The organism is Streptomyces sp. NPDC042002 (assembly GCF_055588305.1).
In genome coordinates this window covers 37,590-57,073 of sequence record NZ_JBVJCT010000048.1, presented here as the reverse complement: position 1 = coordinate 57,073, position 19,484 = coordinate 37,590, and the positions used below count along the sequence as shown (strand labels likewise).

23 protein-coding genes and 3 tRNA genes are annotated in these 19,484 nt (G+C 69.6%); 12 read left to right on the top strand and 14 right to left on the bottom strand.

What is annotated here, in order from left to right:
- Positions 1–227 precede the first annotated feature (227 nt).
- The 7 genes from ACZ6KY_RS38185 to ACZ6KY_RS38155 all read right to left on the bottom strand — a co-directional run bounded on the left by ACZ6KY_RS38185 (position 228) and on the right by ACZ6KY_RS38155 (position 4,191).
- A complete protein-coding gene (locus tag ACZ6KY_RS38185) occupies positions 228–1,781 on the bottom strand; it encodes a DHA2 family efflux MFS transporter permease subunit (protein ID WP_469314859.1) in 1,554 nt (517 codons plus the stop codon).
- 209 nt (positions 1,782–1,990) lie between these two features.
- On the bottom strand, positions 1,991–2,560 hold the full coding sequence (locus ACZ6KY_RS38180; RefSeq protein ID WP_469314858.1) for a TetR/AcrR family transcriptional regulator: 570 nt from the start codon (positions 2,558–2,560) through the stop codon (positions 1,991–1,993).
- 115 nt (positions 2,561–2,675) lie between these two features.
- Complete coding sequence (locus ACZ6KY_RS38175; RefSeq protein WP_469314857.1) at positions 2,676–3,104, bottom strand: MaoC family dehydratase; 429 nt, start codon at positions 3,102–3,104, stop codon at positions 2,676–2,678.
- 1 nt (position 3,105) lies between these two features.
- On the bottom strand, positions 3,106–3,558 hold the full coding sequence (locus tag ACZ6KY_RS38170; protein WP_326786093.1) for a MaoC family dehydratase N-terminal domain-containing protein: 453 nt from the start codon (positions 3,556–3,558) through the stop codon (positions 3,106–3,108).
- A 189-nt stretch (positions 3,559–3,747) separates the two neighbouring features.
- Positions 3,748–3,912: a 50S ribosomal protein L33 gene (gene rpmG / locus ACZ6KY_RS38165; RefSeq protein WP_004571794.1), complete on the bottom strand. Its 165-nt coding sequence runs from the start codon at positions 3,910–3,912 to the stop codon at positions 3,748–3,750.
- Between the two features lie 87 nt (positions 3,913–3,999).
- A tRNA-Met gene (locus ACZ6KY_RS38160) sits at positions 4,000–4,072 on the bottom strand.
- A gap of 46 nt (positions 4,073–4,118) precedes the next feature.
- Positions 4,119–4,191: transfer RNA gene (locus ACZ6KY_RS38155), tRNA-Thr, on the bottom strand.
- 343 nt (positions 4,192–4,534) lie between these two features.
- On the opposite strand from ACZ6KY_RS38155, the gene ACZ6KY_RS38150 reads away from it, so the two are divergent.
- Positions 4,535–5,785, top strand: coding sequence for an amidohydrolase family protein (locus tag ACZ6KY_RS38150; RefSeq protein WP_469314856.1), 1,251 nt, complete (start codon positions 4,535–4,537; stop codon positions 5,783–5,785).
- Positions 5,786–5,953: 168 nt separating this feature from the next.
- Here the strand turns inward: ACZ6KY_RS38150 and ACZ6KY_RS38145 are convergent, their stop codons facing one another.
- Positions 5,954–7,054, bottom strand: coding sequence for a hypothetical protein (locus tag ACZ6KY_RS38145; protein WP_469314855.1), 1,101 nt, complete (start codon positions 7,052–7,054; stop codon positions 5,954–5,956).
- Between the two features lie 119 nt (positions 7,055–7,173).
- On the opposite strand from ACZ6KY_RS38145, the gene ACZ6KY_RS38140 reads away from it, so the two are divergent.
- On the top strand, positions 7,174–7,830 hold the full coding sequence (locus ACZ6KY_RS38140) for an SDR family oxidoreductase (RefSeq protein WP_469314854.1): 657 nt from the start codon (positions 7,174–7,176) through the stop codon (positions 7,828–7,830).
- Between the two features lie 47 nt (positions 7,831–7,877).
- Here ACZ6KY_RS38140 and ACZ6KY_RS38135 read toward each other — a convergent pair whose 3' ends face one another.
- Positions 7,878–8,090, bottom strand: a complete 213-nt coding sequence (locus tag ACZ6KY_RS38135; protein WP_469314853.1) for a hypothetical protein — start codon at positions 8,088–8,090, stop codon at positions 7,878–7,880.
- Positions 8,091–8,413: 323 nt separating this feature from the next.
- On the opposite strand from ACZ6KY_RS38135, the gene ACZ6KY_RS38130 reads away from it, so the two are divergent.
- Positions 8,414–10,516 (top strand): hypothetical protein, encoded by a 2,103-nt coding sequence (locus tag ACZ6KY_RS38130; protein WP_469314852.1) that lies wholly within the window; start codon positions 8,414–8,416, stop codon positions 10,514–10,516.
- Between the two features lie 242 nt (positions 10,517–10,758).
- Here ACZ6KY_RS38130 and ACZ6KY_RS38125 read toward each other — a convergent pair.
- Positions 10,759–10,840: transfer RNA gene (locus ACZ6KY_RS38125), tRNA-Tyr, on the bottom strand.
- A 202-nt stretch (positions 10,841–11,042) separates the two neighbouring features.
- On the opposite strand from ACZ6KY_RS38125, the gene ACZ6KY_RS38120 reads away from it, so the two are divergent.
- Positions 11,043–11,531 (top strand): YajQ family cyclic di-GMP-binding protein, encoded by a 489-nt coding sequence (locus ACZ6KY_RS38120; protein ID WP_469314851.1) that lies wholly within the window; start codon positions 11,043–11,045, stop codon positions 11,529–11,531.
- 19 nt (positions 11,532–11,550) lie between these two features.
- Here the strand turns inward: ACZ6KY_RS38120 and ACZ6KY_RS38115 are convergent, their stop codons facing one another.
- A complete protein-coding gene (locus ACZ6KY_RS38115; protein ID WP_469314850.1) occupies positions 11,551–12,909 on the bottom strand; it encodes a tyrosine-type recombinase/integrase in 1,359 nt (452 codons plus the stop codon).
- Positions 12,902–13,453, bottom strand: coding sequence for a helix-turn-helix transcriptional regulator (locus ACZ6KY_RS38110; protein ID WP_469314849.1), 552 nt, complete (start codon positions 13,451–13,453; stop codon positions 12,902–12,904). Before ACZ6KY_RS38110 ends, ACZ6KY_RS38115 begins: the two co-directional genes overlap by 8 nt.
- A 110-nt stretch (positions 13,454–13,563) precedes the next feature.
- Here ACZ6KY_RS38110 and ACZ6KY_RS38105 point away from each other — a divergent pair, with 110 nt between their 5' ends.
- The 8 genes from ACZ6KY_RS38105 to ACZ6KY_RS38070 all read left to right on the top strand — a co-directional run bounded on the left by ACZ6KY_RS38105 (position 13,564) and on the right by ACZ6KY_RS38070 (position 18,372).
- Positions 13,564–13,794 (top strand): helix-turn-helix transcriptional regulator, encoded by a 231-nt coding sequence (locus ACZ6KY_RS38105; protein WP_469314848.1) that lies wholly within the window; start codon positions 13,564–13,566, stop codon positions 13,792–13,794.
- Positions 13,795–13,987: 193 nt separating this feature from the next.
- Complete coding sequence (locus tag ACZ6KY_RS38100; RefSeq protein WP_469314847.1) at positions 13,988–14,893, top strand: bifunctional DNA primase/polymerase; 906 nt, start codon at positions 13,988–13,990, stop codon at positions 14,891–14,893.
- Positions 14,890–16,743, top strand: a complete 1,854-nt coding sequence (locus tag ACZ6KY_RS38095; RefSeq protein ID WP_469314846.1) for an ATP-binding protein — start codon at positions 14,890–14,892, stop codon at positions 16,741–16,743. Before ACZ6KY_RS38100 ends, ACZ6KY_RS38095 begins: the two co-directional genes overlap by 4 nt.
- 64 nt (positions 16,744–16,807) lie before the next feature.
- A complete protein-coding gene (locus tag ACZ6KY_RS38090) occupies positions 16,808–17,194 on the top strand; it encodes a helix-turn-helix domain-containing protein (RefSeq protein WP_469314845.1) in 387 nt (128 codons plus the stop codon).
- Positions 17,191–17,415, top strand: coding sequence for a hypothetical protein (locus ACZ6KY_RS38085; RefSeq protein ID WP_469314844.1), 225 nt, complete (start codon positions 17,191–17,193; stop codon positions 17,413–17,415). Before ACZ6KY_RS38090 ends, ACZ6KY_RS38085 begins: the two co-directional genes overlap by 4 nt.
- Positions 17,412–17,588 (top strand): hypothetical protein, encoded by a 177-nt coding sequence (locus tag ACZ6KY_RS38080; protein ID WP_469314843.1) that lies wholly within the window; start codon positions 17,412–17,414, stop codon positions 17,586–17,588. Before ACZ6KY_RS38085 ends, ACZ6KY_RS38080 begins: the two co-directional genes overlap by 4 nt.
- Positions 17,585–17,977 carry a hypothetical protein gene (locus ACZ6KY_RS38075; protein ID WP_469314842.1) on the top strand — a complete coding sequence of 131 codons (393 nt, stop codon included), beginning with the start codon at positions 17,585–17,587 and terminating at the stop codon, positions 17,975–17,977. Before ACZ6KY_RS38080 ends, ACZ6KY_RS38075 begins: the two co-directional genes overlap by 4 nt.
- Positions 17,974–18,372 carry a hypothetical protein gene (locus tag ACZ6KY_RS38070; RefSeq protein WP_469314841.1) on the top strand — a complete coding sequence of 133 codons (399 nt, stop codon included), beginning with the start codon at positions 17,974–17,976 and terminating at the stop codon, positions 18,370–18,372. Before ACZ6KY_RS38075 ends, ACZ6KY_RS38070 begins: the two co-directional genes overlap by 4 nt.
- 189 nt (positions 18,373–18,561) lie before the next feature.
- Here ACZ6KY_RS38070 and ACZ6KY_RS38065 read toward each other — a convergent pair whose 3' ends face one another.
- Positions 18,562–18,963: a hypothetical protein gene (locus tag ACZ6KY_RS38065; protein ID WP_469314840.1), complete on the bottom strand. Its 402-nt coding sequence runs from the start codon at positions 18,961–18,963 to the stop codon at positions 18,562–18,564.
- Positions 18,960–19,421: a hypothetical protein gene (locus ACZ6KY_RS38060; RefSeq protein ID WP_469314839.1), complete on the bottom strand. Its 462-nt coding sequence runs from the start codon at positions 19,419–19,421 to the stop codon at positions 18,960–18,962. Before ACZ6KY_RS38060 ends, ACZ6KY_RS38065 begins: the two co-directional genes overlap by 4 nt.
- Between the last annotated feature and the right edge of the window lie 63 nt (positions 19,422–19,484).

Here is a 19,484-nt window from a genome sequence, read left to right as displayed (position 1 = left end):
AGAGCACGAGTCCCCTGATTGATCGAACGGTCCCGGATCTTGAAATCCATCGCATCCCCTGAGCTGGGGTGTTGCGACGACCACTAGAACTCAAGTCGGGGCGGGGCCGTCCGCTTCCGCGCACTCGACCGAAGCGACTCTCCTGGGGGGTCGATCGGGCGATCAGGTCGTCAGGTCATCAGGTGATTCCGGGGTTGGCCGAAGGGCCGGTAGCCCTGTTCCGCGCGTCAGCGGGGGGCGGTTTCGAGGGAGACGGTCGCAAGCCGGTCGGCTTCGAGCGGGTCCGCGCCGAAGGATTCGGTTTCGAGCGAGCCCGCTGCCGACGAGCCGGCTTCGAGGGCGTGCGCCGGGGCGTTTGCCGTCTCGGTGCGCGCCGCACGCCGGGCCGTCGGGATGACCAGGGCCGCGACACCCGCGAGGGCGACGACCGAGGCGCCGACCACGAGCGCGGGCCGCAGTCCGTCGATGAAGGTCTGGGCGGTCGCGTAGCCGCCCTGCGCCGAGAAGATCGAGGACATCACCGCGATGCCGAGCGCGCCGCCCACCTCGCGGAGCGCGTTGTTGGCGCCTGAGGCGATGCCCTGCTCCTGCGGCCGGACGCTGGACATGACCAGGTTGGAGGCCGGGGCGAAGTACAGGGACATCCCGATACCACTGATGATCAGTGCGGGAAGCTGGGAGGCGTACGAGGCGTCGGCGGCGACCACGGAGGCGTAGTAGGCGAGCCCGGCGGCCTGCAGGAAGAGCCCGGTGGCGACGACGGGGCGCCCGCCGACGCGGTCGGACAGATAGCCGGCGATCGGCGCGACGAGCATCGGCATACCGGTCCAGGGGAGCATCCGCAGCCCCGCCTCGGTCGGCGAGTAGCCGAGCACGCCCTGCATGTACTGGCTGAGCAGGAAGATCGAGCCGAACATCCCGAGGAACATCAGCAGGCTGGCCGCGTTGATCCCGGCGAAGGCGCGGGAGCGGAAGAGCCGCATCGGGAGCATCGAGTGCTTGGCCCGGGTGCCGTGGATGACGAAGCCGGTGAGCAGCGCGACGCCCGCGAACAGGCCGGTCAGGACGAACGGGCTGGTCCAGCCGTCGGCGGGCCCGCGGACCAGGCCGTAGACGATCCCGAAGAGACCGCCGCTGGCGAGCAGGGTCCCCGGGAAGTCGAGCCGGGCACCGGCGCCGAACGACTCGGACAGACGCAGCCGGGCGAGCGGGAGCACGGCGAGACCCAGCGGAACGTTCAGCCAGAAGATCCAGTGCCAGGAGACGTGTTCGGTGAGGCTGCCGCCGATGAGGGGACCGGACGCGACCGCGAGTCCGTTGACGGCGCCCCATATCCCGTACGCCATCCCGCGCTTGGCGGCCGGAACCGCGGCCGTCAGGAGGGTCAGTGTCAGCGGCATCATGATCGCCGCGCCGACACCCTGGACCGCGCGGGCGGCGATCAGCGAGTCGATACCGGGCGCCATGGCCGCGGCGGCGGAGGCGCCGGTGAAGACGCTCAGGCCGATCAGGAAGAGCCTGCGGCGGCCGAACCGGTCGCCGAGCGCCGCGCCGAACATCAGCAGGACGGCGAAGGTGAGCGTGTAGGCGCTCACGGTCCACTCCAGGTCGCCCAGCGCTCCCCCGAGGTCCTTGCGGATGGAGGGCAGGGCGGTGGTGACGACGAGATTGTCGAGGGCCGCCATGAATCCGGCGACGCTGGTGATGACGAGGGCCCACCCGGCTCCACCGCGACGCGCGGACGGTTCCGTGGCCACGGGCGGTTCCGTGGCCGGTGCCATGGCCGACTCTGTCGGCGGTGCCGCGGCCGGTGCCGCGGCCGATCCCGTGGCCGACGCCGTGGTCGGTGCCGCCGATCCGTTCGGTGTTGCCTTTGCCGTCCGCTGAGACATCGCTCCCCCAGGATGATGTGATCGCCATTGATGGTTAGTTATTGATGACTAACTTTCGCGCCCATGAAAAGGCGCCGAACTCCGCCTTGGCCATCGCGCTACTTCTCCAGCCGGCCCGTGACCCGCGCCGACGGATAGAGCCCTTCCCAGACCCGGTGCCGGGGCGGGAACCCCATCGCGACCAGGCAGTTGATGAGCATTCCGTACGCCATGAAGGTCGCGGTCTCGTCCACGTCCGCGCCGAGCGGCACGTGAACCGTGTCCCAGAGCCGCATCCAGCCGGCCCGGACCGCCTCGCCGAGCTCGTGATCGCCGGCCTCCTCGGCGGCGGCCACCGCCACGTACATCTGCATCTGCATGAGGAGCCGCTCCGGGTGCTCCGCGATGACCTTGACGTAGGCGTTCGCCATGGCGTGCAGGGCCTCTTCACCCTCCAGCCCTTCGGAGGCCTCCTCCAGGGTGTGCCGGGCGAGCTCCATGCAGTGCTCGGCGGCCGCCAGGAAGATCGCCTTCTTGCCCGGGAAGAGCCGGAAGAGATACGGCTGCGAGACGCCCACGCGCTTGGCGATCGCGTCGGTGGACGTGCCGTGGTAGCCGCCACGGGCGAACTCGCTCATCGCCGCGCGGATGACGCTCTCGCGCCTCTCCTCTGCGCTCATCCTGACCATGCGGCTAAGTTAGTACTCAATCACTAACTAAGTCAAGGAGTGCGGATACGTAAGGGGCGCCCGCAATGGCGGACGCCCCTTACTTGACCTCAGGGATCAGAACTTGACCTCGGGATCAAGCCAGCCGTACGACCGCTCGCGACATCCCGAGCACCTTCTGTCCGGCGCTGGTCGCCGTGAGGTCGACGCGGACGGTGTTGTCGTCGAGCTTGGCCGCGACCTTGCCGCTGACCTCGATGGTGGCGCCCTCGTCGTCGTTCGGGACGACGACGGGCTTGGTGAAGCGGACGCCGTACTCGACGACGGAGCCCGGGTCGCCCGCCCAGTCGGTCACCACACGGATCGCCTCGGCCATGGTGAACATGCCGTGCGCGATGACGTCGGGAAGGCCCACCTCGACCGCGAACTTCTCGTTCCAGTGGATCGGGTTGAAGTCCCCGGAGGCCCCCGCGTACTGCACGAGCGTGGCACGCGTCACGGAAAACGTCCGGGCCGGCAGCTCGGTGCCGACCTCGACGTCCGCGTAAGAGATCTTCGCCGTCATGTCAGCCCACCTCAGCCGCGCGGGACACGAGCTTCGTGACGGCCGTCACGACGTGCTCGCCCGCCTCGTCGTGGACCTCGCCACGGATGTCCAGGATGTCGTTGCCCGCGAGGGACTTGATCGACTCGATGGTCGAGGTGACCGTGAGCCGGTCACCCGCGCGCACCGGACGGGTGTACGCGAACTTCTGGTCGCCGTGCACCACCCGGCTGTAGTCGAGGCCCAGTTGCGGGTCCTGGACGACCTGACCCGCGGCCTTGAACGTGATGGCGAACACAAAGGTCGGCGGCGCGATCACATCCGGATGCCCGAGCGCGCGTGCGGCCTCGGGGTCCGTGTACGCAGGGTTGCTGTCCCCCACGGCCTCCGCGAACTCGCGGATCTTCTCCCGGCCGACCTCATAGGGGTCGGTGGGCGGGTAGGACCGCCCTACGAAGGACTGGTCGAGCGCCATGGGCTCGGCACCTCCTGGTTGTCTTCGCTGCGCTGGTTGTCGCAGCTGGACCGACCGCTTAGCCGGACGGCCCATCTTCGCTCTAAATCGCTGGACCACCTATGACGCCGGGTACGCGCCGGACATCGGTTGCACAACGACGCGAGGCCGCCCCCCGTGAAGGGGACGGCCTCGTGTACGAGCCTGAAATTATCGCGTTTCGCGGTGCGCGGTGTGCGCGTTGCAACGCGGGCAGTGCTTCTTCATCTCCAGTCGGTCCGGGTCGTTACGCCGGTTCTTCTTGGTGATGTAGTTCCGCTCCTTGCACTCCACGCAGGCCAGCGTGATCTTGGGGCGGACGTCGGTGGCAGCCACAGGAGTGCTCCTTGACGAACGGATGGGACATTAACGCATAGAAGAGTAGCCGATCGAAGGACCGACCCCACAATCGGCTACTGTCAGTAGCGGTGACCGGACTTGAACCGGTGACACAGCGATTATGAGCCGCTTGCTCTACCGACTGAGCTACACCGCTGAGATGCGATCGGCCCCCGTCTTGCGACGGGAACCTCTCACACCAGAGCCCCAATACGGAATCGAACCGTAGACCTTCTCCTTACCATGGAGACGCTCTACCGACTGAGCTATTGGGGCGAGCGATGAAGACATTACACGGTCCGCCGCCGATCGCCCAAATCCGTTTCGCGGTACCCACCCCGGCCCGACCCCAGGCATTTCCCCGGGGGTTCCCAGAACCCTTCACGGGCCCCTCAGGCCTCCTGAATCACACGGGGTGACGGGCCTCCGGGCCTCCGTGGGCGCAGGGGTGGAGGGGCCGGCGTCGACAGCCCGTCGAGGGACCACACCGGTACGACTATTGCGCTCCTCCCCGACGCTGACGGGTCACCGCCCTAGGCTCGACTCACGCTGCGTGATCTTGTGTCCCCACGCTCCGCAGTCGTCCCTCCCGCAGCCGCCCCCGAGCCCCAGGAGCGCGATGCCCGACAGCCAGCAGCAGCCGCCCCACTCCTCGTCGGGACACACCGACACGGCCGCTCTCCTGCTGTGCGGGGCGCGGCTCACCGACGGCCGGACCGTGGACGTACGGCTGGGCGATGGCCGTATCGAGGCGGTCGGCACCGCGGGGAGCCTGGCGGCGGGGGCCTCGGGGGCTCTCGTCGCGAAGGTGGACCTCGACGGCTACCTCCTCCTGCCGGCTCCCGCCGAGGCCCACGCGCACAGCGACACGGCCCTGACGGCCGACGGTGACGGCCCCCTCGCCTACGACGACCAGGACATCCGGCGCCGGGCCACCGAGGCGGCGCTGCTGCAACTGGGGCACGGCGCCACGGCGTTGCGGTCCCATGTGCACGTCGGCGACGTACAGGGGCTGGACGCGCTGACGGCGGTGCTCGAGGTGCGGCGGTCGTTGCGGGGGCTCGCCGAACTGGCGACGGTGGCGATGCCGCGGGTACTGACCGGAGCGGCCGGCGCCGACGGGCTCGCGATGCTGCGGGACGCCCTGAAGATGGGCGCGTCCGTGGTGGGCGGCTGCCCGGACGCGGACCCCGATCCGACGGGTTACGTCCAGGCGGTCCTGGAACTCGCCTCCGAACACGGCTGTCCGGTCGATCTGCACACGGACGCGGCCGATCCCGCCCGGCTCGCCCGGCTCGCGGCGATGGCGGGCGGGCTGCGGCCCGGGGTGACGCTCGGCCCGTGCGGCGGCCTCGGCCGGCTGCCGTCCGAGGTGGCCGCCCGCGCCGCGGACCAACTCGCCGCGGCCGGAGTGACGGTGGTGTGTCTGCCGCAGGGCGGCTGCGGCTCGGCCGACCGGCACGGCACCGCTCCCGTACGACTGCTCCGGGCGGCCGGCGTGCGGGTCGCGGCGGGCGGTGGCGCCCTGCGCGACGTGTCCAACCCGGTGGGACGCGGGGATCCGCTGGAGGCCGCCTACCTGCTGGCCTCCCGGTGCGGGCTGCGCCCCGAGGACGCGTACGACACGGTGAGTCGCGCCGCCCGAGCGGCTCTCGGGCTGCCCGAGGTCCGCGTGGAGGCGGGATTCCCGGCCGAGTTGCTCGCCGTACGCGGGGACCGGCTCGCGGGGGCGCTGTCCCTTGCGTACAGCCGGATCGTGATCCACCGCGGACGCGTGGTGGCACGGACCAGCGCGGTGCGGGAGTACTGCGGCTCGGCGGCCGAGTCGGGGCTGGAACTGCCCCGGCAGGGACGGGGAGAGCCGTCGTAGCCGGGCCGGGCACGACGGCCTTCACGCGCGCGTGAAGCTGCTAAACGACGGTCCACGCGTGCGTGAAGCGCCGCTCTACGGGCTCCACGCGCCCCGGGAGTCCTGCCTGCCTGGACAGGCCGGGCTCCCGGGGGCCGGGGAAGGCTTTGGCCGACGGGCGTCCGCGCGCTAGAGCTCGTCGCCGCCCGGGAACACGCCGCCCAGCGGGCTGCCCCCGGGAAGCTTGCCCACGGGGATCTCGGTGGCTCCCGACGGCGCGCTGATGTCGCCCGCCCGGGAGAACTTCAGGACGAGGGGCAGCTTGGCGTTCTTCGGGCTGTCGGCGAGGACGGCCAGGTCGACCTTGATCTGCCGGAGGTCACCACTCTTCAGGGTGAAGTCGACGGCGACCTTCTTGTTCGGGGCGTCCTTGAGGTCCTTGGCAGAGGGGAGTTCCGCGCCCGCCGGAAGGTCTCCCCGCAGCGGACGGAGTCTGTCGAAGACTCCGGTGAGCAGGTCACGGACATTGCCCGTGGCGACGACGTGCTCGACGCCGTCCGCGCCACTCCTGGTCCGGAAGGTGACCTCGCGACCGATGACACCTCGTACGGCTTCGAGAACCTTCTTCTGGGTCTTGGCGTCGATGTCACCGGCACCGGCGGATCCCTTCGCGGCACCCCCGGCGGACTTCCGCGAACTCTCCAGCTCCTTGGTGTCGACCTTCACCCAGTCGCCTTCGAGGACCTTCTTCATCTCCTTCTCGCCCGGAGGGAGATCGCCGACCGACGGCATGGGAACGCCCATCGCCTCACCGACGGCCTTCATGTCGGCGCGGTAGTACGTGAAGTCGCCGATGATCCGGTATTCGACCAGGACGCCGCCGGTCCCGGTGATCCTCACGCTCGCACCGACGAGATCCTTCTGACCCGAATCCGCCAGCGCCTTCCGGGACTTGACGGAGACGTCGACGCGCAGCCCACTGACGAACCTCGCGAACTCCGGCGGAAGGGGCTCGTCGGAACTGGCCTCGCCCGCCAGCGTGTTGATCGTGTCGGCGTCGGCGTCGAGGTCCAACTGGAAGGCCAGGGACTTCTGTTCGCCGAGCCGTTCGACGGCCTGGTCCACTTTCTGCCCGGCCGTGAGGTTCTGGACCGTACCGCAGGCGGCCGCCGTGGCGAGGAGGACGGCGGCGCAGCCGACCGCGGTGACGGTCTTGCGTACGGCGGTGATGATGGTCTCCTCTATGACGCCGTACGAACTCGCACGGCGTTCCCTCGTTCGCGTGTTCACTCGTCTTCACTCGTTCTCGCGGCGATCACCCGAGCATCCACAGTGATCACCCATGTGACTCACGAGTTGTCCACAGGGTTGTGCGGCGAACGCCGTCATCCGGGCGTACGGTCGGAAACATGCGCATTGTCATCGCTGGTGGTCATGGTCAGATCGCGCTGCGGCTGGAGCGGCTGCTCTCCGCGCGCGGGGACGAGGTCGCGGGGATCATCCGTCGCGCCGAACAGGGCGACGATCTGCGGGCGGCCGGCGCCGAGCCGGTCCTGTGCGATCTGGAGTCGGCGTCGGTGGAGGAGGTCGCCGCGCACCTGCAGGGCGCGGACGCGGCCGTCTTCGCGGCGGGCGCGGGACCGGGCAGCGGGACGGACCGCAAGCAGACGGTGGACAAGGGCGCCGCGATCCTGTTCGCGGACGCCGCCGAGCGCGCGGGCGTACGCCGGCACGTGGTCGTCTCCTCGATGGGCGCGGACCCGGCCCACCCGGGCGACGACATCTTCGACGCGTATCTGCGCGCGAAGGGCGAGGCCGACGAGTACGTACGCGGTCGTACGGGCCTGGACTGGACGATCCTGCGTCCCGGCGGCCTGATCGACGACGCCGGGACCGGTCTCGTACGCCTGGAGGCCTCCACCGGCCGCGGCATGATCCCCCGCGACGACGTCGCCGCGGTCCTCGCCGAACTGGTCGACACCCCGGCCACCGCCGGTCTGACCCTGGAAGCGGTCAGCGGCTCGACACCTGTCTCGGTGGCGGTGAAGTCGGTGGCGGGCAATTAGCTAGGGACTGCTCCTTCGGGAGCTGGTTCAGAACAACGGGAGCTGGTTCAGAACAGCGGGAGCTGGCCGGGGAATTCCGGGACGGTGTACCCGTCCAGCCCGGGCTGGGCGGCTCCGAGTTGTGCCTGGCGGCGCGAACCGGGGCACGAGACCAGGTCCCCGCTCCCCCGCACGCCGGGCGGATCGTGCCGAGCGAACCGGCCCGCGACGACGGCGATCTCCCGACGGCACTCCGGGCAGTGTCTGCGACGCGATGACATGGGATCAGTGTGCCCCGTAGGTACCGGACCCCATCAGCGCGCCCGTTGTCGGCCGTTCTCCGTCGCTCCACTGGTTCCCAGACCCGCGGCACGTGGCATGGGGGGCGCCGCCCGGCTTCGAGGCGGCTGGAAACCGCCCGTTTTCTCCACTCTTGCCCAGCCCGCGGAACCGAGGAGGTGGCGGCATAGGTGACGTTTACATGTACCCCATATGTACTCCTGGCATACAGAAGGTAAGGTCCGACCACCTTCCTGAAGAGAACATCCGTACGCACCGGATTCCGGACCTCAGATCTCGCCGGGCGGCGAGTCCGTGCCCGAGGATGTTCGAGTTGCCTGAAGCCCACGAAGCATCAGCATCGCCTCTGCCCGCTCGGTTGCGCACCGCAGCGGTACGTCTCCTCCTTCCCACGGTGCTCGCGCTGTCGTTCGCCGTTCAGGCAGTAGGTGCGCTCCTCCCCAGCGTCTCCCTGCTCGTGGCCTCCACCGCTGTCGGGCTGACGGCGGACATCGCCCTGCACCGGTGGCAGCGGAACACGGCCACCGCTCTCGGGAAGCTGCACGCGACCGTGTTCGTGCGCCAAGTCGTCCGGGGCTTCCTGCTGGTGGCCGGCCTGATCCGCATCGAGGACCAGGACTACGAGACGAGGTACCTGGCTCTCGTCTGCAGTCTGCTGTTCTGCTGCTCCCTGCATTTCGCGTGCCAGGCGCTGGCGATCACCGTACGTCGCACCCGCACCCTGCCCGTGGTGACCCGGAACATCGACGCCTCGCCCCTGCGGCTGAGCCCCGCCCTCCCAGGGCTGCTGATGCAGCGCGCCGGACAGCGGCTCCTCATGTTCGGTCTGCCCTCGACGGCCGGTCTGCTGATCACCGCGGCGACCGGCTCGGCGCGGTGGGCCGCGGCGGGAATCGGCCTGTCCGCCGCCTTCGGGGCGGTGGCGCTCGGCATGCTGCTGCTGCGCCTGCTGCCGAAGCGCAGGCCGGTGGCCAGCGAGCAGGCTCTGGAGTGGTTCGAGGCGTGGCTCGCGGAGTACCAGCCGACGGTGGGCATGTACTTCTCCGGCGGCACGAGCTCGGCGTATCAGGCGAACATGTGGCTGGAGCCGCTGGCCCGGCTCGAGGGCCGTCCGCTGATCGTGCTGCGTGAGCGCTTCATGGTGAAGCACATCGCGTCCACCGACATCCCGATCGTGTGTCTGCCGAGGGTCGCCGACCTGATGAGGCTGGAGCACTCCACGCTGAAGACGCTGATCCACCCGTCGCACTCGGGGAAGACCTCGCAGGTGCTGCGGATCCCCAGCATCAAGCACGCGTTCGTCAACCACGGCGAGAGCGACAAACTGTCCAGCTGCAACCCGTACGCGAAGGCCTACGACGAGGTGTGGGTGGCCGGTCCCGCGGCGCGCGAGCGGTACGCCCTGGCGGACGTCGGGATCGACGACAGGGACGTCGTGGAGATCGGACGCCCGCAACTGGAGACGATCGAGCCGTACGCCGGTGCGCCCTCGGGCCCGTACACCACGGTTCTCTACGCCCCCACATGGGAGGGCTGGGACGGCAACCCCGGCAACACCTCGATCATCGAGGCCGGCGAGAACATGGTCCGCACCCTCCTGGCCGATCCCGGGGTCCGGCTCCTGTACAAGCCGCACCCGTTGACCGGCTCGGTCGAACCCCGCGCGGGAGCGGCGAACGCCCGGATCCAGGAGATGATCCGCGCCGCGAACCCTCGCCGTGCCGCGGAACACCCCGCTGAAGGACCCGCGCCCTCCGCGGCGGCGGAACTGGCCCACCGCACCGCCGAACTCGACCGGCTGACCACGTCCTCGTTCCGGGCGGGCGCGGACGACGTGGAGCGGATGCAGCTGCAGACGGTCCCCGAACCCGACCGGGCCGCGGCGGTGGCCGCCACGACCGCAGCCTGGCAGGCCGCGTACTGGGCCTCGTTCCCCGCGTGGGAGCACCAGATCGTCGTCGGGGCCCGGCCGAACGTCTACGCCTGCTTCAACGAGGCCGATCTGCTGGTCAGCGATGTCTCCAGCGTCATCTCCGACTACCTGGCGAGCGAGAAGCCCTACGCCGTCGCCAACACCAGCGGTCTTTCCGAGCAGGACTTCCGCGACGCCTTCCCCACCGTCCGGGCAGGCGCCGTCCTCGCGTCGGACGGCTCCGGCATACCGGCCCTTCTGGAGTCCGTGCGCCACCCCGAGAAGGACACCTACGCCGAGGCCCGCAGCGAGCTCGAACTGCATCTGCTGGGCCCCTCGGACCCGCCGTCCGTCGTCCGCTTCAACGAGGCCGCCCGTGCGCTGTGCGCGGCGGCCGACCAACACCGGGCGGGTATGGCGGTACGAGCGCTCCCGGCCATCCCGGCACAGCGAAACGCCGGCGCGGCACTGGACAACGAACACGTCAAGGGCTGAGCCCTCGGGGCATGTTCGCCGGCATCCCCGGAGCAGGCGGCCACCGCACAGCGTGTGCGGCGGCCGCCTGCTCCATGGAACGGCCCTCGCCTCGCCCTGAAGTCCCGCTCGACCCCTCGATCCGGATGTCACAGAGTGACTCAAGTCACCTCTTTTCGACTCCGCCCGAAAGGCCGCCCCAACGCAAGAAAAGACCCCCTCCGATCCACGTTTCCGCAGTTCGGAGGGGGTCTATCTTCATGTGGCGGCGCCAGGGTTCGAACCTGGGTAGGCTAAGCCGGCAGATTTACAGTCTGCTCCCTTTGGCCACTCGGGCACACCGCCGGGGTCGCTGCCCCTGAACCCCGCTCTTCGGCGGTGCTCCTTGGCAACGACGTAAACGATACCTGATGCCCAGGGATGCTTCGCCACCCAATTGATCGACGCTTGGGGGGAGGGGGGTGACTAGGCTTATGCGGATGCGGCCGGAGGCCTACGCCGGGCTCGACCGCCGCCCCTACGCACCCGATACAAGGAGCCACAGGACATGGCCGACTCCAGTTTCGACATCGTCTCGAAGGTCGAGCGGCAGGAGGTCGACAACGCCCTCAACCAGACCGCCAAGGAGATCTCGCAGCGCTACGACTTCAAGAACGTCGGCGCCTCCATCTCCTGGTCCGGCGAGAAGATCGTCATGGAAGCGAACTCCGAGGAGCGGGTGAAGGCCATCCTCGACGTGTTCGAGACCAAGCTGATCAAGCGGGGCATCTCGCTGAAGTCACTGGACGCCGGTGAGCCCCAACTCTCCGGCAAGGAGTACAAGATCTTCGCGACGATCGAGGAGGGCATCTCCCAGGACAACGCGAAGAAGGTGGCGAAGATCATTCGCGACGAGGGCCCCAAGGGCGTGAAGGCCCAGGTGCAGGGCGACGAGCTGCGCGTCAGCTCGAAGAGCCGTGACGACCTCCAGGCCGTTCAGGCTCTCCTCAAGGGCAAGGACTTCGACTTCGCTCTGCAGTACGTGAACTACCGGTGATGCAAGCCCCTGAGCTGCGCTAACGGGAAATCGTCGCGGCCGGAGGGCACAACGCGGGCACATCGCCGAGGATCGCCTCGACGGCGGCCCGTGTTGTGTCCTCGTCGTCTGGCCAAAGGTGGGTGTAGATGTCGAGCGTGATCGACGGCTTCGAGTGCCCGAGTCGCCGCTGCACCGTCTTCACGCTCTCGCGGTTCCGGATCAACGCCGAGGCGTAGAAGTGCCGCAGGTCGTGCATGCTCGCCCCGTCCGGCACGCGTACCGGTGCGGGCTCCTGCCCGTCCGGCCGGCCCCGCTGGACCCAGGCCGCGTACGACTCCGCGTACGCCTTGCCGAGGGCGTCGTTCGCCCGCTCCTCCATCCGGGCCCAGACGTGCGACCAACTGGCCCGCTTCAGCACGTCGTTCCGCCCGTTGGTGAACAGCATCCGCGCCGTCCGCGTCCTCGGCTTCCGCGGGTCCGTGCGGTCCTCGATCTCGACCTCGACAGCGGGGTACTGCTGGAGGTGCGCGGCCAGCGCCTCGACCGCCACGGCCGCGAGCGGCACGGTGCGGTAGCTCTCGTGTGTCTTCGGCTCGCCGAGGTACGGCTCGGGCGTCTCGTCCTCGGCCGCGTCGGTGTCCCTGTCCGGGGTGATGAGCTGCTGTCGCACCGTCACCTCGCGGCGCAGGAAGTCGATGCAGTCGAGTTCGAGACCGAACACCTCGCCCTGGCGGAGCCCGGATGCCGCGGCGAGCAGGATCATCGCCCGGTGCCGGGGCGGGGCGGCCTCGATCAGCGCCCGCACCGCGTCCGTGTGCAGAGGGACGATCTCAGCTCGGCGAACCTCAGGCAACTTGATGCCGGCGCACGGGTTCAGCGCGATCGTCCGGTCCCTCACGGCCGTGTGCATCACGGTGACGAGGTAGGCGAACGTCACCCGGAGCGTGGACGGGGCGAGAACCTGTGACCGGTGCTTGACCCAAGCCTGCACCTCCGAGGGGCGGATGGTCACGACCGGGCGGTCGCCGAACGTCGGGTAGATGTGCAGCCGTAGTGCCCGCTCGACGCGCGACGAGGTGCCGCCTCGGTGTACGGCCGAGGTGCGCCAGCGCTCGGCGACCGAGCGGAAGCTCTCCTTGCCCGCAGCCGGATCGACGTACAGGCCGCGGGCGAGGTCCGCCTCGATCGTCGCTGCTCGGGTGTCCGCCTGGCTGCGCTTGGTGAAGTTCTCCTTCTGCTGCTCCCCCGCCGCGTCGCGCCAACGGACCTGCCAGCGCTTCCCCTTGCCATGGTCCTTGCTCGGCGCCAGGGTGCGCGTCCTGCTGGAGTGCTCGGTACAGGGCTCGGCGCCCTTTGGCGGGCGGGCGAGGTGCCAACGGTCGTAGACGCTAGCCACGGCGCTCCTCCTGGTCCGCCGCGTCGGCCGACGAGTCTCCAGACTCCGGCTCAACCCGGCTGTAGCTGACCAGAGGGACGGACCGGTCTGGATCATCAGGATTGTCGGGGTCAGGCACGAGAGTGGTTCGCAGCTCAGCGAACTCGGGCTTCCGGCCTTCGAGGTCAGCAAGGGGGCGCTCAGACAGATAAGTGCGCGTCCGTTCCCCGTGCATGCTGAAAAGCGGGACGTTGCCCCGGAACCACTCACGAGCATCAAGGGTCGGCAGGGTGTAGTTCGGGACGATCTTGTAGAGGCGATCGTCCAGCGGGATGATCAGGTGGGTAGGCGCGACGTCGAGAGCCAGGGCGAGAGCCATGAGTTCGGACACCGTGACGTTCTTGCGCTTCCCGGTCTCCAAGCTGGCCACGGCGAAGCGGTCCCAGGAAGGGCCGTACTTCCCCATCTCCTTCCCCAGCTGGGCCGCGGTCCAGCCGCGTCGCGCGCGGAGCTCCTTCACTCGCCGGGCAATGGTCTCTACTGGACCTACCGCTTCAGGTGACATGAGTTCACCTTAGCGAGAACTTGCATCACCTGCCACCGTGAGGCATCATCCCTCCTCAAGGAGTCTTTGCAGCCACTCTAGGTGAATCTATTTCACATACAGGAGAAGTGATGCCTCGAATCCAACTGTCTCAGGTCACTGAGGCGCAGAGGCGGAAGCTCGCCACCGCCGACGAGGTCGCCGAATACCTCGGCGTTCCGCTCGGCACCGTCTACCAGTGGTCGAGCCGCGGCGGCGGCCCGAAGCTCATCAAGGTCGGTCGCCACCTCCGCGCACGCTGGTCGGACGTGGAGGAGTGGCTGGACGCCCAGACCGTGAAGACCGGGGGCGCCGCGGCATGAGCCAGAACACAGAAACGCCCCGGGTCGTAGCCGGGGCGTTTCAGGAAGTCCTCTTCGCTGCGGGCGGCGGGACCGCGTCCAATGTAGCGCGCCCGATCGTCCTGATCACAAGGGGACGTATCGAATTCCTCGCACGCTGCCCCCGCTGCCAGGCGATGCACCGACACGTCCACCTCGGCCAGGTCACCGCGCCGTGCGGAGCAACGTACGAACTGCGTCCGCGCCGCGCCAAGAGGCCAACGTGAGGCCCCTGGAACTCGCCCTGAGAGTGGCCGAAGGGCGAGGCTACGCACCGTTCCCCACCACCCGAATGAAGCTGCCCGCGATCCGGTCGCCCCACCGCGACGACCCGGTAGGAGCGCCACGGTGCCGGGGTGAGTGCGGACGTATGGGCCACGGTGTCCACGACGCAACGACCGACCCTGACCGGCTCGGTGAACTGTTCGAGGCTGCACCGCACGCGGCCGGCTACGGCATCGCCTGCGGTCGCGGAGACTTCCCGCTCCTCGGTGTCGACCTCGACCGGAAGAACGGCGTCGACGGAGTGGCCGCCCTGGAGGCGCTCGCCGAACGGCACGGCTTCACAGTGCCGGACACCACGACCATCACGACCCCGTCTGGCGGGCTGCACCTGTGGTTCACCGGCCCGGCTGGCGCCCCTGTACGCAACAGCGCCAGCAAGCTCGGTCCCGGGATCGACATCCGCGGCTACGGCGGCTACCTGATCGGTCCCGGGTCCGTCACCGGGAAGGGCATCTACCGGGTGGCGGACGGACGGGACGCCGCGGAACTCCCCGACGAACTGTTCCGCCTGATGCTTCCCCCGGAACCCGTCCGCCGTACAACCGCACTGATCGTGCCGGGCCCGAGGCGGGGCGCCGCCCTGCTCGGCCTGGTCAAGTTCGTCCTCGGCGCGCCCGAGGGCGAGTTGAACAACCGTCTGTACTGGGCCGCCTGCCGCGCGTACGAAACCGGCACCGAGGCGAACGCCATCAGCGAAGCCCTGATCAGTGCCGCAACGTCCCTGGGCCACCCGGAGCGCGCCGCCGAGCGCACCGTGAGCAGCGCCCGCAACGCACCTGTGAGGAACCACCGATGACCGACGACCACCAGGGCGACCAGGACGACCAGGACGACATCAACGTGAGGGCCCGCGAGATCCTCGAACAGGCCGGCGTCACCGACCAGCCGCCGGCCGAAGGGGAGTCGAAGGGGCGCGGCCCCTCGCAGGCGTCCCAGCTCGCAGCGCTGGCCCGTGAACGGTACGACCTCTTTATGTCGGACGACGGCCGTCCGTACGCCGTGAAGAAGGGCGGGGCTCCCACCGTCTACGCGCTGCGGGGCCGTGCCGGGCTGCGGTCCAACTTGGCTCGGATGTACACCGACGCCAACGGCGGCTCCGTTCCGTCTCAGTCGGCGCTCGCCGACGCCATGACCGTCCTCGAAGGGGTGGCTTCGGACGCCGAGCCCCGAACGCTGCACATCCGTGTCGCGCGCCACGAGGAGCGCATCGTCGTGGACCTGGCCACACCCGAAGGGCGATGCGTGACGATCGGCCCCGACGGGTGGCGGCGTGAGGCAACGTCGCCGGTGCTGTTCCGCCGGTCCGGTGCCATGAAACCGCTACCCGAACCGATCAGCGACGGCGACGGCCTGGCCAAGCTGCAAGACCTGCTCAACACCGACGAGGAAGGCTTTCGCCTCCTGGTCGCCTGGCTCGTCGCGTGCTTCATCCCGGACCTGCCCCACCCGATCTTGACCTTCCGGGGAGAGCAGGGCACCGGAAAGTCGTACGCGGCGAAAATGGTCATCGGGATCATCGACCCGTCCGGGGCGCCGAAGCGGACCGCGCCCAGGGACATCAAGTCCTGGGCAACTCAGGCGTTCAACAGCTGGGCCCTATGCCTGGACAACGTAAGCATCATCCCGGACTGGCTGTCCGATGCTCTCTGCCGCGCCGTCACCGGAGACGGGATCGTCGACCGAGCCCTGTACACCGACGACGACGTCGTGGTCCTGGAGTTCCGACGCGTCCTGGCCATGACCACCATCGACGCCGGCGCTCTCGCGGGCGACCTTGCCGAACGCCTGGTGACCATCGAACTCCACACGATCCCCGACTCGAAGCGCCGCGAAGAGAACGAGATGGATCAGGCGTACGCGGACGCCCACCCTGGCGTCCTCGCCTCACTGTTCGATCTCCTCGCCGAGGTGCTGAAGGTGCTCCCGGACGTCCAGTTGACCGAGCGCCCGCGCATGGCCGACTTCGCCCGCGTCCTCGCGGCCGTCGACCAGGTGAAGGGCTGGAAGACGCTGGAGTCGTACAAGGCCACGGCCCGCGACGCCGTGGCCGACGTCCTCGACGGCGAGCCGTTCGCCCAGGCCGTGTGTGCCCTCGTCGACCGATCCGGGCCGCTGGGCGTGACACTCACCGCCTCGGAGTTGCTGGAGCGCGTACCCACCCCCGACAAGCTGCCGAAGAAGTGGCCGAAGGACCCGACCCGGGCCGGCGGCCAGTTGAAGCGGCTCGCCCCGGCCCTGCGCACGATCGGGATCGAGGTGGACGACAGCAAGCGCGGCCCGCGCCCGAAGAAGCAGCGGCTGTACACCCTGACCGCGACAGCAGAGAGAAGGTACGAAACAGCGTACCCAGCGTCCCCCAACGGCCCCGATAGCGCCGTGACCAGCGGAAACAGGGGGGACGCTGAAGGGGGGACGCTAGCGTCCCCCACCTCGACCGGGGGGACGCTGGGGAACGCTGAGGGGGACGCTGTCCTCTTCACAGCGTCCCCCCACGACACCACCTCTGACCTGCGCGAACACAGCAGGGGGGACGCTGGGGACGCTGGGGACGCTGAAATGCAGCACCTCTCTAATCCCGCCCTCTGCTCGGTCTGCCTCGAACCCATGGACGCATCCCTCGGTGGCGCCACCCACCCCACCTGCTGACGGCAGCAAGCGGCCGGCCCATGCCCGGGGCCGGCCCTGAACCACACGAAGGAGATGACCGCGGATGTCCGTGAGTGACCTGGACGCAAGATCCCGCGTCGCCCTGCTGCTCGCCCAGGGCACCACCTCCGACAAGGCCGGCGAGGCCGTCGGGGTATCGGGGCGAACCGTTCGGAGATGGCGCGAAGACCCCGAGTTCGAGGCCGAGGTGAAGGAAGCCCGACGCGCGATCCTCTCCGAAGCCGTCGCCGCCCTCGGCGCAGCAGCACGCGAAGCCGTGGACACACTCCGCGCCGCCCTCGACGAGGAGTCCCCCAGCATCCGCGTCCGCGCGGCCGTCGCCATCATCGGCGCCCTGCCCAGCCTCTCCGAACATGCCGACCTCAACGACCGCCTGGCCCGCCTGGAGGCCGCTCTCAACCCCAACCCCGACGAGAGGACCGTCGCATGAACCGCAGGATCGGCGCCCGCCTGGAGCGCCTCGAACAACACATCGGCAGCGCACCCGACCTGGAGGCCGAGGCCGACCAGTACGGCACCCGGCTCTGGTCTGCACCCGGCTACCGCGCGTATGCCCAGGACACCCCGGACGGGGCCCGCCTGGCGGTCGTCGGCGCGGCCGGTCCCCTCGTGTACGAGGTGGTCGGCGTGGCCCTCGGAGACCTGTCGTGAGCCGGGCACGGCTGGCCGGGCGGATGGACCGCCTGGAGAAGCGCAGCGCGGAGGTGCAGGCCCTCGGTGCGGAGGTATTGGGCCTGGTCGACCTCCTCGCCGACGGCGGGTGCGTGGCCGAACTGGCGGAACTGTTCGGTCTCGACGACGGCGACACCGGGAGGACGTCGTGAACCGGCGTCTCGATGCCCGTCTGGGGCGCCTCGAACTGGCCATGGCCCCGCCGGCGGACGGCCCGATCTGCCGCTATCACGGCCCGTACTGCGCAATGGGCCGTAACTGGCCGCTCGACAGGGCCACCGCCGACCCGACCAGCGTGCAGATGGACGACCTCATCGACCTGCTCCACGAGGGGCGCCGTAAGGCCGGCCTCCCCGTCGAACCGCACCCGCGGGAGACGTGGGCGACCGACCGGCACGAGCGGGTCCCGGAGGCCGAACTGCGGCAGCGGGAGCAGGAGGCGCGGGAGCTCCTCGCGGAGGCGCGTGCCCGCAACGACCGGATGGAGGCGGCGATCATCGCTGGCCTCGACGTAGATCTCAACCACCAGGAGACATCATGACCAGGAACGTCAACCCGTCTGTCACGCCGAGCGCTGCCGCGCATGCCGAGCGGATCTGGGCGGGGGAGGAGTCGGCGGAGCGGGAGAGGCCGACGGCCGGGCAGTCGACGGCGGAGATGATCGCGGCGCGGATCCTGCCCGGGTACCGGGCGGACGCGGAGCTGCGGGAGCGGGCCCGTATGAGCGAGTTGAGGGCCCGCGGCATCATCGCGGCCGAGACCGACGAGCCCGACGACGAGGTCGAGGAGGACCTGGTCGAGGTCGAGGACGTCGAGGAGGAGGACGTCCCGCTGACCACGGCCGAGAAGTACGCGGCCGTCGAGCGGAAGCGCCAGCAGGCCGAGCACGCGGCGACCCTGGCAGCTCATAGGGGTGCGGTGAAAACGCTGAGGTAGCGGCCGGCGCCGTAATTCACCGCCCGCTGACTTGCCCGGTCACCGCGATGGAGGCCGAGCCCGCCCGCCCTCGTGTATCGCCTGGGGTGCCACGAGAGCGGGCGGGCAGCCGTCACCGGTCGCCCTGCTGCCCGCAAGGGACTGACCGGCCCCTACTCGCCGCCGACCACGGGGGCCGGCCGCGAGAGTTCAGATGCGGGTGCCCACCGCGAGGGTGTCGTTGCCCGCGAGACGGGCGACCGCCCGCAGCATCACCGCCAGGCGGCGCTCGCCGAGATCCGTCACCGCGGCCAGGGTGACGTGCCCGATGCCCGTCATCGACAAGACGAGGCCGAGGAACGCGCGCTGCTCCTCGTCCAGGCCCAGGCGGTACACGTAGCCCATCAGCCCCTCCCACCGGACCTCTGATGTGCTGGGCGTGTCCAGAAGGCCGAGCGCGCGCTGCACGCTGCGGTGGGCGAGGATCGTCTCTTCCTCGACGAGGGCGTGCGCGGCAGCCCGCTCCCCGTTGGACGTCGCCGACTGGATCAGCCTCACCCCACGGCTCTCCAGCATGAAGCCGTCCGTGGTCGTAGCTGAGGTGATGGTCATCGGATTGCCTCCGCGGGGAGTCGAGAGCCACCCGGGCCGAGCGCGGCGCCGAGTAGGACGGGATCGGTCAGGCGCCCGGAGCCATCAGGCCGTTCGATCCATACGCGGCCGCGCACCGGATACAGGACCGGCGGGCAGCGCAGTACCCAGCCCCGGGGCCGGACAGTGAGCGTGGGGACGTCGTCGAGGTCGTCGCCGAGCGTCGGTGGCAGCAGCCACCAGGCCATGCCCTGGGTCACGTCGGACAGGACCGGGCCACGGCGCGTCGGGTGGATGCGCTTGAGGGCGTCCATGGTCCGCGCGAGGGTGGTCTCGGCGACCATCCAATGGCCCCCGATGGGGAAAGGGCCGAGTTCGTCCACGTCCCACAGGGACCGGATCTCGGCAGGGGTATCGGCGCAGGAGACGAGCCAGTCCTGTCCTGCCTGCCGCGCGTACGGGGCGAGGGGTAAGGCCATGACCAGCAAGGTAGGGACTCTGGCGAATCAAGGCCGGTCTGATTCGCGAATATTCGCCCGCGC

Bases quoted from the DNA above. Each gene is read 5' to 3' on its own strand.
- ACZ6KY_RS38185 (WP_469314859.1), bottom strand. From the start codon at position 1,781: ATGGCACCGGCCACGGAACCGCCCGTGGCCACGGAACCGTCCGCGCGT.
- ACZ6KY_RS38060 (WP_469314839.1), bottom strand. From the start codon at position 19,421: ATGGCCTTACCCCTCGCCCCGTACGCGCGGCAGGCAGGACAGGACTGG.
- ACZ6KY_RS38070 (WP_469314841.1), top strand. From the start codon at position 17,974: ATGACCAGGAACGTCAACCCGTCTGTCACGCCGAGCGCTGCCGCGCAT.
- ACZ6KY_RS38110 (WP_469314849.1), bottom strand. From the start codon at position 13,453: ATGTCACCTGAAGCGGTAGGTCCAGTAGAGACCATTGCCCGGCGAGTG.
- ACZ6KY_RS38170 (WP_326786093.1), bottom strand. From the start codon at position 3,558: ATGGCGCTCGACCAGTCCTTCGTAGGGCGGTCCTACCCGCCCACCGAC.
- ACZ6KY_RS38130 (WP_469314852.1), top strand. From the start codon at position 8,414: ATGTTCGAGTTGCCTGAAGCCCACGAAGCATCAGCATCGCCTCTGCCC.
- ACZ6KY_RS38140 (WP_469314854.1), top strand. From the start codon at position 7,174: ATGCGCATTGTCATCGCTGGTGGTCATGGTCAGATCGCGCTGCGGCTG.
- ACZ6KY_RS38135 (WP_469314853.1), bottom strand. From the start codon at position 8,090: ATGTCATCGCGTCGCAGACACTGCCCGGAGTGCCGTCGGGAGATCGCC.
- ACZ6KY_RS38085 (WP_469314844.1), top strand. From the start codon at position 17,191: ATGAACCGCAGGATCGGCGCCCGCCTGGAGCGCCTCGAACAACACATC.
- ACZ6KY_RS38175 (WP_469314857.1), bottom strand. From the start codon at position 3,104: ATGACGGCGAAGATCTCTTACGCGGACGTCGAGGTCGGCACCGAGCTG.
- ACZ6KY_RS38150 (WP_469314856.1), top strand. From the start codon at position 4,535: ATGCCCGACAGCCAGCAGCAGCCGCCCCACTCCTCGTCGGGACACACC.
- ACZ6KY_RS38090 (WP_469314845.1), top strand. From the start codon at position 16,808: ATGTCCGTGAGTGACCTGGACGCAAGATCCCGCGTCGCCCTGCTGCTC.
- ACZ6KY_RS38120 (WP_469314851.1), top strand. From the start codon at position 11,043: ATGGCCGACTCCAGTTTCGACATCGTCTCGAAGGTCGAGCGGCAGGAG.
- ACZ6KY_RS38095 (WP_469314846.1), top strand. From the start codon at position 14,890: ATGACCGACGACCACCAGGGCGACCAGGACGACCAGGACGACATCAAC.
- ACZ6KY_RS38065 (WP_469314840.1), bottom strand. From the start codon at position 18,963: ATGACCATCACCTCAGCTACGACCACGGACGGCTTCATGCTGGAGAGC.
- ACZ6KY_RS38180 (WP_469314858.1), bottom strand. From the start codon at position 2,560: ATGGTCAGGATGAGCGCAGAGGAGAGGCGCGAGAGCGTCATCCGCGCG.
- ACZ6KY_RS38105 (WP_469314848.1), top strand. From the start codon at position 13,564: ATGCCTCGAATCCAACTGTCTCAGGTCACTGAGGCGCAGAGGCGGAAG.